Source organism: uncultured Xanthomarina sp., assembly GCF_963971605.1.
Classification (GTDB): domain Bacteria; phylum Bacteroidota; class Bacteroidia; order Flavobacteriales; family Flavobacteriaceae; genus Xanthomarina; species Xanthomarina gelatinilytica.
This window is the reverse complement of the sequence record NZ_CAXATZ010000006.1, coordinates 75906-89066: the sequence shown is the minus strand read 5'-3', so window position 1 is coordinate 89066 and position 13161 is coordinate 75906. Positions and strand designations below refer to the sequence as shown.

Here is a 13161-nt window from a genome sequence, read left to right as displayed (position 1 = left end):
AAATTAACCATTTATGGCAACAACAGTGTTAACTTTATCTTGTAACATTTCCTTAAGGATGTTTTCTATACCACTTTTTAGGGTATACGTGGAAGAAGGGCAGCCACTGCAAGCACCTTGTAAAATCACTTTTACTTCTTTGCTTTCCGGATTGTAAGAGTTAAATTGAATATTGCCACCATCACTGGCAACGGCAGGTTTAACATATTCTTCCAAAATATTGATGATTTGTTTGGAGATATCGTCCAACTCTTCAAAGGAGGCATCCAGTTGTTCCGAAGTTTTTTTCAAGGCTTTTGGTGCTTCTGGAGCAATAATTTCTTTTCCTTGTTCTATATAACTTCTAATGAATTCACGAAGTTCCATGGTGATTTCATTCCAATCGGCAACTTCATATTTGGTAACAGAAACAAAATTTTCATCAAAAAAGACTCCTTTTACAAAAGGGAAATGAAATAATTGGGTTGCTAAAGGCGATAATTTGGCTTCATCTATTGAAGTGAATTCATAAGACGTTGTTACCAGTTTCTTGTTGGCCACAAATTTCATGGCAGAAGGGTTTGGAGTGCTTTCAGCATAAACCGTTACAGGTACTTTTTTAGGGGCAGCTGTCTCCTCTACTACTACACCACCATTGTTCAGGTAGCTTTGTATCTGATCGGCAACTTCATCCTGGACGTCTTTCCATGCTATAATATTAAACCGTTCTACAGCAATAAAATTACCAGAGATGTAAACTTTTTTCACAAAAGGTAAATAAAATAATTGCTGTGCCAATGGGGAAGATTTTGCTTCGTCTATATTGTTGAATTCGAAACTTTGATGCTGTGTTATAAATTGATTTATTTCGAATTTTATAATGCTATTGTTGGAAGTTTCTTTAATGGAAACTTGAAAAGTATTCATAAGTTTAAAATTTTTTACAAAAATACTAAAAGATAACTTTAGATATCCATATATTTGGCTTTTTCGCTTTTAAGAGCACAATTTTTTTATCGTATTTTCTCTAAATATAGTAAACCTTTAACTTTATTGTGAGACTGATAAAAAGTAATTTTTATATATTTGGTTTCTGTTTATAATTTTTTAGTAAAAAATTAGTTTAATTAATAGCCAATTAGCAACTTTTAAACAGAGTCCCTGAAAACTAAAATTATGATATTGAAAAGGTTTTATATGCTAGCTTTTGTGTTTTTGTTAGCGCAAACAGCTATATCTCAAGAGGGTATGCCTATTTACTCAGATTATTTAACCGATAATTACTACTTAATTCACCCTTCCATGGCTGGAGCAGCCAATTGTGCCAAAGTGAGAGTTACAGGTCGTCAACAATGGTTTGGGGACGAAGATGCACCTAGACTTTTAACCATGAGCGTCAATGGAAGAATAGGCGAATCGAATTCTGGTGTTGGAGCTATTTTTTATTCTGATAAAAACGGATATCACTCTCAAAATGGTGCCTATTTAACCTATGCACATCATATTATGTTTTCTAGAAGCGAAGTGGATCTAAACATGCTTTCTTTTGGTTTAAGTGCAGGGGTTTTACAATATAAATTGGATGAAACAGCTTTTACAAACGAGCCTTTTGATCCCATAATCGCTGGTATCGAGCAAAGTGCCACTAATTTTAATATAGACTTTGGGTTTTCTTATTTCCTATACAATTTTTATGCACATGCAACCGTAAAAAACATGCTTAAAAACGATGGTGTTAATTCCAATGCCAACGGACTTTTTGCTTATGACAATCCGAGACAATTTATATTGAGTGCTGGAAATGTGTTTCAAAAATACGGAAGCGAATGGAGTTTTGAACCTTCCTTGATGTTTCTGTATAAAGATGGTACCAAAGAATCTTCCATAGATGTTAATGCAAAGGCTTATAAAGAGTTTGAGTTTGGTAAACTATGGGGAGGAATTTCATATAGAAGAAGTTTGGATGGTGCCGAGTTTCAAGATGGACAAGGGGTTTCCAGTCAAAAATTACAATACATCACTCCGTTACTGGGTATAAATTATGGCCAGTTTATGTTTGCTTATACGTATTCTTATCAAGCCAATTCCGTGGTATATAATAATGGTGGTTTTCATCAAATTACTTTAGGATATAATTTTGCTTGTAAAAAGGAGCGTTACCATTGTAACTGTCCTGCAGTAAATTAAAAAGTTATAGCCTTGAAGATTTCAAGGCTTTTTTTTGGTTGAAACAATCCTGTTTTAGACTTTTGATTCACTTAATTTTTTTTGTATATTTTTTGTAAATAAACAACATGCCATGCCAATTATAAAACCTGTAAACGGAAAACATCCACACATACCAGAGTCCTGTTTTGTTGCAGAAAACGCTACAATTGTAGGCGAAGTAACCATGGGTAACCAATGTAGTATTTGGTTTAATGCAGTAGTTAGAGGTGATGTTCATTATATTAAAATGGGCCATAAGGTAAATGTACAGGATGGCGCAGTAATACATGCTACTTATCAAAAACATCCTACAAACATTGGGAACAACGTATCCATAGGACATAATGCCATTGTGCATGGCTGCACCATACATGATAATGTGCTTATTGGTATGGGTAGCATTGTGATGGATAATTGTGTTGTTGAAAGCAACAGTATAATTGCTGCTGGTGCTGTGGTCACTCAAAACACCAGAGTAGAGGCAGGAAGTATTTATGCAGGAGTGCCTGCAAGAAAAGTAAAAGACATTAGCCAGGAATTGATATTAGGAGAAATCCATAGAATTGCTGAAAATTATGTCACTTATTCCGGTTGGTTTAAGGAAGTTTAAAAATCTAAATATTCTATTTTGTACTGATTGCCAATTAGGGACTTTAAAACATCCAACCTACCATTGGAATAGAACTCAATTTGAGGTTTTGATATGGATTGGTTTAACAGCTGATGTTGTTTTAAAACAGCTTGGGTTTGCCTGGCAACTGCCTCTCCAGAATCAATAATTTTAATGTGTTTTGGAAGTATCTCCAAGAGCTGTGGCAACAAATAAGGGTAGTGTGTACAGCCTAACACCAAGTAATCTACATTGGCATCCAAAATGGGTTTCATGTATAATTTTAATAGCGAAGACATTTCTTCTGAATAGATGTTGCCATTTTCGATTAAGCCTACCAAACCTTCCCCAACTTGCTCTACCACTTTAATGCCATTGGCAAAAAGATCGGTAGTTTTATGAAACAGTTCGCTGGAAAGAGTGCCTTTGGTTGCTAGAATACCTATGGTTTTTGTTTTGGTGTTTAAAGCAGCAGGTTTTATGGCTGGTTCAATACCAATAATGGGAATGGGATACGTTTCCCTTAAAATTTTTATGGCATTGGTTGTGGCTGTATTACAGGCTACAACAATAAGCTTACAGTTTTTGTTTAAAAGTAAATCGATATTTTTTTTGCTTAGGGATATTATCTCTTCTTTAGATTTTTCACCATAAGGAGCATTTTTGCTATCGGCTAGATACATGGTGTTTTCGTGAGGCAATAAGAGGTTTAGCTCCTTCCAAATGGAGGTGCCACCAACGCCAGAATCGAAAATGCCAATAGGTTGCTTGTTCATACTTCCAAAAATAAAAAAAGCCACTTGATTTAAGTGGCTTTCAATTTAACTTTTTAAAATAAATTAGATTCCTAATTCTTTTTTAACATCGTCTATAAGGTTTTTACCGTCAGCCATAATAACGCCACCACCTTGGGTAGAGTCCAATACGTAATCAAAACCTTGAGCTCTGGCAACTTTTAAAATGGCAGCTTTAGCTTTTTCAGTAATTGGTTTTAATAAATCAATTTCTTTTTTCTGCATTTCTTGTTGTGCTTGCCCTTGGTATTGCTGAATGTTTTGTTGCATGGTTTGAACTTCAACCAAACGTTTTTGGTTTTCTTCGTCTGTTTTTGTTGCAGCTTCAGCTTCGTATTGTTTCATTTTATTTTGATACTCTGTAACCATGGATTGAATGTCTGCTTCGTAGGTTTTACCAAGCTTGTCCATTTCTGCTTGAGCTGTATTCATTTCTGGCATCGCTTTTATTAATTCTTGAGTGTTAATATGCGCTACTTTGCTTTGGGCTTGCGTAAAACTTGTTGCTCCAATAAATAAGGCTGCTGCAAATAAAAAGGTTTTAAAATGTTTCATTTCTAAATAGTATTAATAAGTGTTATAATTTAATTGTTATCTGTTTCGTCTGGCTCTGTGCCATTGTTATTGTTTTCTTGTGCTTGTTGTCTTTCTCTTTCTTCTTTTGCTTTTTGTCTTTCTTCAAGAATTTTTTGTCTTCTTGCATCCAGTTCTTTTTGTCTTTCTTCTCTATCTCTTAATTTTTGTTGTCTGCGTTCTTCAAGAATTTCTTCTCTGGATTTTTGTTCTACTGGTTCGCCATCCTCATTTACAACTTCTCCATCTTCGTTAGTGGTTGTTTCTTGGTTTTGTGTGTTTCTGGCATTTAGTTTTTCTTCTCTAATTCTAGCTCTTTCGGCTATGATACTGTCTCTACGTTTTTGAGCTTCCAATTGCTTTTGTTCGCGTTCGTTTAAAATTTGCTCTCTACGTTCTTCGGCAGCTTTTTCCCTGGCTTCTTGTTCTTCGTCTATTTCAGGAAGGTTTTCTTCGGCTTCAGCAGCTTTGCGTTCCTGCCTTGTTTGGGCCTGAGTACGTTTTGAGGTTCTGGAAATGCTTCGAATGACTTCATCGCTAAAATCGAATCGTTCTGCAGAATATAACATCACCACATCTGCCGATTTATCGAAAACAAAATCGTACTTTCTTTTTTCGGCCATATCTTGAACTGCAGCAAATATTTGGTCTTGAATAGGCTGGATCAACTGTTTTTTTTGAATCATTAAATCACCATTTGGACCAAATCTTTTTTGTTGATAGTCTAGAATTTCCTTTTCTTCAAAAGCTATATCTTCTTCACGTTCTTCAATAAGTTCTTTTGTTAAAAGTGCTTTCTCGTTACTTAAATCTTTTCGTTTTTGTTCAATCTCGTTTAACTGGGTTTCAATTTCAGTTTTCCATTTTTGAACTTTACTTTCCAACTGGGCAGATGCTTCTTGATATTCAGGGACATTTTGTAAAATGTACTCTGTATCTATGTAACCTATTCTTACACCACGTTGTGCATGAGCAGATATACCAATTGTAGAAACTATAATCAGTAAAAAAAGAACTTTTAATTTCATCTGTGTCATAATTTATAATTTATGGTCTATAAATTCTAAAAACGACAGCTAATTATTTAAGTTGTCTGTCTATTTTTTGAATTATTATTTTCAAAATTAACGAAATTTAACTTTAAAAATTTTAATTCTCAATTTAAATAATCAAATTGTTATTAGAAAATATCGTGCCAAATTAAAATTGTTGTCCAATTATAAAGTGTGTTTCCCATCCATTTGGTTGTGTTTGACCAGGCACAGGATCGAATCCGTAACCAAAATCAATACCCAGTAAACCAAAGGCAGGCATAAATACACGCAGACCAACACCAGCAGATCGTTTAAGGTCGTAAGGGCTGTAATCTTTAAATGCGTTATAGGACATACCACCTTCCATAAATCCTAAAACAAATATTTTTGCTTGTTGTTTTAAGGTAATAGGATATCTTAATTCTAATGAAAATTTATTGTAAATGGTTCCACCATCGTTGGTAGGATTGCCATTTTCATCCAAAGGTTGGATGGATTGGTTAGGATATCCACGTAATGCAATTGTTTCCCTGCCATCCAAGCTGTAAGACCCCAAACCATCTCCTCCTAAAAAGAAACGCTCGAAAGGGATGTCTCCTCTATCCTGATTGTAAGCTCCCAAGAAACCAAATTCTGCGCTTGGCTTTAGAACCAGTTTTTTAACAATTTCGGCATACCATTCTGCTTTAAACTTAATTTTATAAAACTCCAACCACTTAAATCGCTCTTGGTCAATTTCGGCTATACCTTCACTAGCTTCCTGTCGTATGTCATTATCCAATGATGTATCATTAACGATATTCTCTAAATCTTCCCTTTCATGTTTTAAGGCTTTGTAGTCCACATTGTTGAATAAGGAATATGGCAAGGTAAGTTTTGCACTTACACTAAAATTGGAACCTCCAACTGGGAAAACAGGATCGTTAAAGGTGCTGTTTCTACTTAAACCTATGGTATAAGCTAAGTTATTTGAGTAACCATCACCAAAAGTGAACAGTCCCGTATTATAATTTTTTAAATTGTAATGTTGGTAGCTAACAGCTTGAGATAAGGTGAAAAAGTTATCTGGAGCATTTAAGCGTTTTGCGATACCTACCGAGATACCAGTTATGTTAAAGCGTTTGTCTTTGTCAGCTTTTCCAGTTCTAGAATCGTATAAAAATTGTTTGGTATGGGAAACAGAGGTTGAAAACTGAACTGGTTTTTTACCACCTAACCATGGTTCTGTAAAAGAGAAACTGTAGGTTTGATAGAATTGACTTGCTTGTAATCGTAGAGACAATTTTTGGCCATCACCACGAGGAACAGGTTTGTAAGCGTCTAAATTAAATAAATTTCTTAATGAAAAGTTGTTGAAAGATAGCCCAAGCGTACCAATAAAACCTCCTCCGCCATATCCACCTTGTAGTTCTATTTGGCTGGAACCCGTTTCCACAACCACATATTCCAAATCTATGGTACCTTCGTTAGGGTTTGGATTATTGAAGTTGGTTGCAATTTGTGCTGCATCGAAAAACCCTAGCTGACTTAACTCTCTAATGGTTCTAATGACATTGGATTTGTTGTACAACTGTCCTGGACGAGTATGTAGCTCTCTATAGATAACATGATCGTTGGTAACATCGTTTCCAATAACGTTAACATCGTTAAAATGAACCGGTTTACCTTCTGAAATCCTGATTTCTAAATCGATAACATTTCCTTCTGCGCTTATTTCAACTGGATTGATGGTTGAAAACAAATAACCATTGTTTTGGTAAAGGTTTGTAATATCTACAGCATCTGGGTTTTCAGTATCAGCGATTCGTTTTTCAAGGAGTACGCCATTGTAGGTCTCTCCAGGATTGATACGTAGTATTCTCCTTAAAATATCATCTGAATATACAGTGTTCCCAATAAAGTCTATTTTACCAAAGGTGTATAGCTCGCCTTCTTCCAATTCTATGTAAATGGCAACATTTTTATCATCTAACACCACCAAACTGTCCGACAGAATCCTAGCATCCCTGTAACCGTTTTCTTTGTATTTGTCTATGACACTGTTTAAATCTTCTTTAAAATCGGCTTCAATATATTTGGAACGTTTAAGGATACGGGTTATGTTTTTCTGTTTGGTGTTTTTCATAGCTTTTTTGAGTTTGCTATCTTTAATAACCGTATTTCCAGAAAATTGGATCTCCTTAACTTTTACTTTTTTTCCTTTATCTATATTAACAACCATATTCATAACACTTTTAGATGTTTGAATGGTGTCTTCAACTTCAATGGTGTTAATGTTAACTTTGGTGTTGTAAAATCCTTCTTTTTTGTATTTATTAACAAGGTAGTTTTTGGTAGTGGTAAGAAGGTTCTCGGTAACTTTGACCCCTTTGTTTAAAGAGTTTTCGGTAATGAGTTTTTCTTTCTTTCCTTTTTTGATACCATTGATCTTAACTTCGTTAAGTTCTGGTAAATCTTCCAATCTAATTTCCAAAAACACTTCATTGCCTTCTATTCTATTAACATAAATCTCGATGTTGTTGAATAGGTTGGAATTCCAGAGTTTTTTAATGGCATTGCTTATTTTGTCTCCAGGAATAGAAACTTCTTCTCCAGTCCTTAGTCCAGAGTAAGTGATAATGGTTTGTTCGCTGAAACTGGTTTCTCCAACTACTTCTATGCCACCTATAGTGTATGTTTCACCATTTTGAGGATTTGATACTTGAGCTTTTAAACTTTGAACATTAACAAAAAACAGCAATGTTAAAATAAATGGTAAGTATGTTTTCAATAGTACTTTATTAGTTAATTTGTTCACTTGTTTTCCCAAATCGTCGTTCTCTTTTTTGATATTCAATAATTGCTTCATATAAATGCTGCTTTGTAAAATCTGGCCAAAGTACATTTGTAAAATACAATTCTGCATAGGCAATTTGCCATAAAAGGAAATTGCTTATACGTTGTTCGCCACTTGTTCTAATAAGCAAATCTACGTCGTGTAAATTTTGCGTGTAAAGATGCTCATTAATAACCGATTCATCAATATTTTCGGGCGAAATTATATTATTTTTAACTTTAATGCTTATTTTTTTTACGGTATTTATTATTTCCTCCCTTGATCCATAACTTAAAGCAAGCGTTAAAACCATTCTGCTGTTGTTTTTGGTTTTCTCCATGACCTCCAAAAGCTCGTTGTGCGCTTTAGCTGGGAGTTCGTTTAGGCAACCTATGGCCATGAGCTTGATGTTGTTGTCTTGAAGGGTTTTAATTTCTTTTTTCAAGGAAGACACCAGAAGTTTCATAAGTGTTTGCACTTCTAGTTTGGGTCTGTTCCAGTTTTCTGTTGAGAAAGCGTAAAGGGTTAAGTTTTCTATGCCCAATTCGGCACAGCCTTCCACTACTTGGCGCACAGCCTTTGTGCCATTTTCATGGCCAAAAGCCCTCATCATGCCTTTTTGTTTGGCCCAACGTCCGTTGCCATCCATTATAATGGCTAGGTGTTTAGGTAATTTGCTTGTATTTATTTCTGATTTTAAATCCATTTAAAAAACGCAATAGCATGGTTTTCTCCCAAAAGTATAGGTCAAGGTAACTCCTGTAAACATGTACCAATCGTTGTTGTTTTTGTTTCCAAAAGCCGAAGGAGCATCATTATCGTAATCTGGAACGCTTCCATCAATTTCATCACTAAAGGTATATCTTGCTCCAATTTCTGCTGCAATAACAAAATTTTCCACAAAACGATATTTAAAACCCAAAACCATAGGAATGCCATAAGCAATACTGCTGGTGTTTTCTGAAGTTAGTTGCCCACGACGAGTAAAATAAAAATTATCATGATAAGCAGCTGTTACGCCAGTATATAAATAAGGGGTTGCCTTGTTGGTGCCTTGATGAAGGTCGAAATCCAAGAATGTGAATTCCAAACCTAAGGAGGCTTCAACTATGTGGTTGTTTATTTGATATCCTCTTTCTTGACGTCTTGGGTCGTCTGATTTTAAATCGTCCATTTTCAGTTCAGAATAAATTAATGAAAACCTAAACGAATGTCTTGGACTTCTGTTCCATTTGTATATACCACCAAAGGCAAGTTGGTTTGGCGCAATGTAATCTGTGGCACCAACATCGCCAATAAAATTACTGCCACCAAGAAAAACCCCAAGTTCATGGGTTTGGGAGTGGCTTAATTGTATAGATATTATGAATAAAAATATTGTGGTTAAATACCTCATAAATGTTCAAAAGTTTGCAAATATAATAAATAAGATTAGCCTATAACAATTTGAATCAAATTGTATTAGGAATAAAACAGTTTTTCTGGCAAATTATTGTTTAATTGCGCTTGTCTTCGCCCCAAAGTAGTTTTTTACGAAGCGTATCCAAAAAACTTTCTTTTAAAAGTTCAATCATTTTTATTTTAAATGGCGCTTTTTTTATGGTTACTATGGTATTGTTGCTTAAGGTTGCAATTCGGGAATCTAAAGAAATTAAAAAGTTGTCTTCCCTACCACTAACTTTAAGTTGGATTTCGGTAGAATCTGTAATAATTAAAGGTCTTGCGCTTAAATTATGTGGCGCAATTGGTGTTAGCACAAAGCTATTGGTGTCTGGAGTGATTACTGGGCCTCCACAACTTAAGGAGTACCCGGTTGAACCAGTTGGTGTGGAAACGATTAAGCCATCGCTCCAATAGGAGGTTAAATACTCTCCGTTTAATCTGGTTTCCACAGTAATCATGGAAGTGGTGTTTTTTCTGCTTACTGCAATTTCATTGAGTGCAAAATTCAAATCGTTGAATTCTTTATGTTCCGGTGAGGTTTGAATGGAAAGTAAGCTTCGTTCTGATATTTTGTAATTTCCAGATAAAATATCGTCTATGGCTTCGGTAATGTCTTCGTTTTGTATGGTTGCCAAAAACCCCAACCTACCTGTGTTTATGCCAACTATGGGAATGTCTAAATCTTTGACCAATGTTGTAGTCCTTAAAATAGTTCCATCGCCACCAATGCTGATCAATAAATCGAAGCTTTTATCCAAAGTACGGAAGGTTTTGAATTTATCGTAGTTTTTATGATTGGTTAACTGGTGGTTTACAATATCGAAAAATTGCTCTTCAACATACACGTTTGTGTTTTTTTCATACAAATAATCTAAAAGGATTTCTACAGCTTCTTCAGCGTTTTTATGATAGAATTGACCGAAAATTGCAATTTTCATGTGTTTGATTGGTTGTTTTAAGGGCACATGTTACAGCCAATGAATCATGCTCTTAAGCATGCAGCTTTAGGGCTAGGCTGTTTCATCCTTATATGTTTAAATATTTATTTAAATAATCCGATCGGTCTTTTAAACTTTCCATGTAACTGTCTTCTTCGTGGCCAGAAATCACATTATAACTATAGCGTCTAAAAGTCTGCATAATATCGTTTAATCCAGTGTTCCCAATTTTCAGGGTTATTTGTACGAGGTCGTTTTCCATTTTAGAAATAAAAGCACCTAATAATTTTCCGTTGTTGGATTCAACAATTTGGCTCAGTTCGCTAAAGGAGTAATCGGTTGTGCCTTTTTCAACAATTAAAATGCTTCCAGCTTCGGCAAAGAAAGGGGTTTCGTTAAACAAGCCTATAATGTCATTTAGCTCATAATATCCTAAATAGATGTTTTTTTCGTTTAACACAGGCATGATATTCGTGGAATTTTGGGCAAAAGCTTCCAATACATCCAGCCATACCGTGTTGTGCCTTACATAAAAGCCTTCTATGGCATGACTGTATTCTGATAAAGGTTTTGTACTGTTAAAACAATGTGCATCTGTTTCAGACATACAACCCAAATAAACACCTTCTTTGTTCTTAATGGGAATATGCGAATATGTTAATTGGTTGAACAAAAGCTGAATGTCCCCAATTTTATCGTCCCTGTCAAGAGGTTTTATATCGTTTATAATATATTCTGAAAGATTCATTGTTTCCATTAAAGTTCCTGCAAATTAATTAAATTTTACTACAATAACCTTGATTGACTTTGTATTTTTGTAGGATTAAATAAAAGGTTATGACAAAATTAAGCGTAAATATAAACAAGATAGCTACCTTAAGAAACTCTAGAGGAGGCAATTTTCCTAATGTGGTACAGTTTGCTAAAGATGTGCAAGCTTTTGGGGCCCAAGGAGTCACCATCCATCCAAGACCGGATGAAAGACATATAAGGTATCAAGATGCTTACGATTTAAAAAGTGAAGTTTATACTGAGTATAATATTGAAGGAAACCCAATAGATAAATTTGTAAATATGGTATTAGAGCTAAAACCAACCCAAGTGACTCTGGTTCCCGATGCTGTTGATGCCATTACCAGTAATGCTGGTTGGGATACTGTTAAAAACAAGGATTTTTTAATAGATGTTATAAAAGAATTTAAAAACCATGGCATTAGAACCTCCATTTTTGTCGATCCAGAATTGAAACAAATAGAAGGTGCAAAAGCTACGGGAACCGATAGGATAGAACTTTATACAGAAGCTTTTGCTCACGAATTTGCTTTAGGGAACAAATTGGCTGTAAAACCTTATGCAGCATGTGCAGAGTTGGCAAACAGTATGGGTCTGGGAGTGAATGCTGGTCACGATTTGTCGTTGGATAATATAAAGTTCTTTAAAGAGCATATTCCGGGATTACTGGAAGTTTCCATAGGTCACGCGCTTATATCTGAAAGCTTGTATTTGGGTGTTGAAAATGTTATACAAATGTACTTACAGAAACTTGGGTAGTGTCCGGGAGCAAACATATTAATAAAAAACGCATGTATTCATGAAAAAAAAAGAAACGTTATATTCAAATATTTTGGGTGAAGGAACCCCTTTTGTGATTCTTCATGGGTTTTTAGGGATGAGCGATAATTGGAAAACCCTTGGCACACAGTTTAGTGAAAACAATTTTGAGGTTCATTTGTTGGACCAGCGAAACCATGGAAGAAGCTTTCATAGCGATGTTTTTAATTATGAAGTCTTGGTACAGGACTTAAAAACTTATTGTGATGCTCATCAATTAAAACACATAGTTTTATTGGGGCATTCCATGGGTGGAAAAGTCGCCATGCTTTTTGCAGCAACCTATCCGGAAATGGTTTCAAAATTATTGATTGCAGACATTTCACCAAGATATTACCCAGTGCATCACGAATTGATATTAAAAGGATTGAGCAGTCTCGATTTCAATAAAATTGAGAGTAGAGGAGATGCAGATGAGCAATTGGCCCAGTATATTTCAAATTTTGGAATCCGTCAATTTTTATTGAAAAACCTGTATTGGAACGATGCCAAAGAACTTGAATTAAGAATCAACTTAAAAGTACTTAAAGAAAACATAGAAGAAATTGGAGAGGCATTACCCATACATGCACAATACCAAGGAGAAGCGCTTTTTCTACGTGGAGACAGATCGGAATACATAGGTGCGCAGGACGAGGCCATTATTAAAAATCATTTTCCAAATGCCAAAATTGTAACCATTCCTAAATCGGGACACTGGCTACATGCCGAAAACCCGAAAGTTTTTTTTAACGAAGTCATGAAATTTTTAGTTTCGTAACACTTGGTTTTTTACCTTTAATCCAACAAAAAATTAAATTTATGAACTTAATTGTACGTGTATTGTTAACTGCCATTGCAGTGGTTTTATTGGCTAAATTGTTGCCTGGAGTAGCTGTTGAGGGCTTTACTTCTGCTATAGTTGTGGCGATAGTTATAGGGTTGCTCAATGTATTTGTTAAGCCTATTTTAGTAATTTTAACCTTGCCTATAACAGTTGTTACTTTAGGGCTGTTTTTACTTGTAATAAACGCAGGCATCATCCTTTTGGCCGATAATTTTATTGATGGTTTTACCGTTACTGGTTTTTGGGTGGCCTTGCTATTTAGTTTGTTGCTTTCCTTTCTCCAATCCATCTTATTTTCAATGTTAAAAGAAGATGTAAGATAGGCTGAAA

General features: G+C 35.0%; 14 protein-coding genes. 5 read left to right on the top strand and 9 right to left on the bottom strand.

Annotation, left to right across the window (positions count from 1 at the left end; genetic code table 11):
* Positions 1–3 precede the first annotated feature (3 nt).
* Positions 4–906, bottom strand: coding sequence for a NifU family protein (locus tag AACY93_RS04135; protein ID WP_287005829.1), 903 nt, complete (start codon positions 904–906; stop codon positions 4–6).
* A 249-nt stretch (positions 907–1155) separates the two neighbouring features.
* Here AACY93_RS04135 and AACY93_RS04130 point away from each other — a divergent pair, with 249 nt between their 5' ends.
* Positions 1156–2166, top strand: coding sequence for a type IX secretion system membrane protein PorP/SprF (locus AACY93_RS04130; RefSeq protein WP_051052625.1), 1011 nt, complete (start codon positions 1156–1158; stop codon positions 2164–2166).
* Positions 2167–2278: 112 nt separating this feature from the next.
* Positions 2279–2797 carry a gamma carbonic anhydrase family protein gene (locus AACY93_RS04125; protein WP_286854682.1) on the top strand — a complete coding sequence of 173 codons (519 nt, stop codon included), beginning with the start codon at positions 2279–2281 and terminating at the stop codon, positions 2795–2797.
* On the opposite strand, the gene murI is transcribed toward AACY93_RS04125, so the two are convergent.
* The 8 genes from murI to AACY93_RS04085 all read right to left on the bottom strand — a co-directional run bounded on the left by murI (position 2794) and on the right by AACY93_RS04085 (position 11142).
* The gene (gene murI, locus AACY93_RS04120; protein ID WP_287005828.1) at positions 2794–3573 is read right to left on the bottom strand and encodes a glutamate racemase; all 780 of its coding nucleotides are present in this window, start codon (positions 3571–3573) and stop codon (positions 2794–2796) included. The genes AACY93_RS04125 and murI overlap by 4 nt on opposite strands.
* A gap of 63 nt (positions 3574–3636) precedes the next feature.
* Positions 3637–4146 (bottom strand): OmpH family outer membrane protein, encoded by a 510-nt coding sequence (locus tag AACY93_RS04115; RefSeq protein WP_287005826.1) that lies wholly within the window; start codon positions 4144–4146, stop codon positions 3637–3639.
* Positions 4147–4175: 29 nt separating this feature from the next.
* The gene (locus tag AACY93_RS04110) at positions 4176–5192 is read right to left on the bottom strand and encodes an OmpH family outer membrane protein (RefSeq protein ID WP_287005825.1); all 1017 of its coding nucleotides are present in this window, start codon (positions 5190–5192) and stop codon (positions 4176–4178) included.
* Positions 5193–5364: 172 nt separating this feature from the next.
* Positions 5365–8046 carry a POTRA domain-containing protein gene (locus tag AACY93_RS04105; protein WP_287005823.1) on the bottom strand — a complete coding sequence of 894 codons (2682 nt, stop codon included), beginning with the start codon at positions 8044–8046 and terminating at the stop codon, positions 5365–5367.
* Positions 7979–8719, bottom strand: coding sequence for an isoprenyl transferase (locus AACY93_RS04100; RefSeq protein ID WP_287005821.1), 741 nt, complete (start codon positions 8717–8719; stop codon positions 7979–7981). Before AACY93_RS04100 ends, AACY93_RS04105 begins: the two co-directional genes overlap by 68 nt.
* Entirely contained in the window at positions 8720–9409 is a 690-nt protein-coding gene (locus tag AACY93_RS04095) for a DUF6089 family protein (protein ID WP_007647850.1), read from the bottom strand.
* 100 nt (positions 9410–9509) lie between these two features.
* Positions 9510–10394 carry an NAD kinase gene (locus AACY93_RS04090; RefSeq protein ID WP_007647851.1) on the bottom strand — a complete coding sequence of 295 codons (885 nt, stop codon included), beginning with the start codon at positions 10392–10394 and terminating at the stop codon, positions 9510–9512.
* An 88-nt stretch (positions 10395–10482) separates the two neighbouring features.
* Entirely contained in the window at positions 10483–11142 is a 660-nt protein-coding gene (locus tag AACY93_RS04085) for a CBS domain-containing protein (protein WP_007647854.1), read from the bottom strand.
* Positions 11143–11231: 89 nt separating this feature from the next.
* Here AACY93_RS04085 and AACY93_RS04080 point away from each other — a divergent pair, with 89 nt between their 5' ends.
* From AACY93_RS04080 to AACY93_RS04070, 3 genes are read left to right on the top strand one after another with little or no spacing between them, the layout of a single operon-like run.
* On the top strand, positions 11232–11945 hold the full coding sequence (locus AACY93_RS04080; RefSeq protein ID WP_007647856.1) for a pyridoxine 5'-phosphate synthase: 714 nt from the start codon (positions 11232–11234) through the stop codon (positions 11943–11945).
* Positions 11946–11985: 40 nt separating this feature from the next.
* A complete protein-coding gene (locus AACY93_RS04075; RefSeq protein ID WP_007647858.1) occupies positions 11986–12765 on the top strand; it encodes an alpha/beta fold hydrolase in 780 nt (259 codons plus the stop codon).
* Between the two features lie 41 nt (positions 12766–12806).
* Positions 12807–13154 carry a phage holin family protein gene (locus tag AACY93_RS04070; RefSeq protein ID WP_287005818.1) on the top strand — a complete coding sequence of 116 codons (348 nt, stop codon included), beginning with the start codon at positions 12807–12809 and terminating at the stop codon, positions 13152–13154.
* Positions 13155–13161: the final 7 nt, after the last annotated feature.

Coding starts and splice junctions, on each gene's coding strand:
- AACY93_RS04135 (WP_287005829.1), bottom strand. CDS start 906: ATGAATACTTTTCAAGTTTCCATTAAAGAAACTTCCAACAATAGCATT.
- AACY93_RS04130 (WP_051052625.1), top strand. CDS start 1,156: ATGATATTGAAAAGGTTTTATATGCTAGCTTTTGTGTTTTTGTTAGCG.
- AACY93_RS04125 (WP_286854682.1), top strand. CDS start 2,279: ATGCCAATTATAAAACCTGTAAACGGAAAACATCCACACATACCAGAG.
- murI (WP_287005828.1), bottom strand. CDS start 3,573: ATGAACAAGCAACCTATTGGCATTTTCGATTCTGGCGTTGGTGGCACC.
- AACY93_RS04115 (WP_287005826.1), bottom strand. CDS start 4,146: ATGAAACATTTTAAAACCTTTTTATTTGCAGCAGCCTTATTTATTGGA.
- AACY93_RS04110 (WP_287005825.1), bottom strand. CDS start 5,192: ATGAAATTAAAAGTTCTTTTTTTACTGATTATAGTTTCTACAATTGGT.
- AACY93_RS04105 (WP_287005823.1), bottom strand. CDS start 8,046: ATGAAGCAATTATTGAATATCAAAAAAGAGAACGACGATTTGGGAAAA.
- AACY93_RS04100 (WP_287005821.1), bottom strand. CDS start 8,719: ATGGATTTAAAATCAGAAATAAATACAAGCAAATTACCTAAACACCTA.
- AACY93_RS04095 (WP_007647850.1), bottom strand. CDS start 9,409: ATGAGGTATTTAACCACAATATTTTTATTCATAATATCTATACAATTA.
- AACY93_RS04090 (WP_007647851.1), bottom strand. CDS start 10,394: ATGAAAATTGCAATTTTCGGTCAATTCTATCATAAAAACGCTGAAGAA.
- AACY93_RS04085 (WP_007647854.1), bottom strand. CDS start 11,142: ATGAATCTTTCAGAATATATTATAAACGATATAAAACCTCTTGACAGG.
- AACY93_RS04080 (WP_007647856.1), top strand. CDS start 11,232: ATGACAAAATTAAGCGTAAATATAAACAAGATAGCTACCTTAAGAAAC.
- AACY93_RS04075 (WP_007647858.1), top strand. CDS start 11,986: ATGAAAAAAAAAGAAACGTTATATTCAAATATTTTGGGTGAAGGAACC.
- AACY93_RS04070 (WP_287005818.1), top strand. CDS start 12,807: ATGAACTTAATTGTACGTGTATTGTTAACTGCCATTGCAGTGGTTTTA.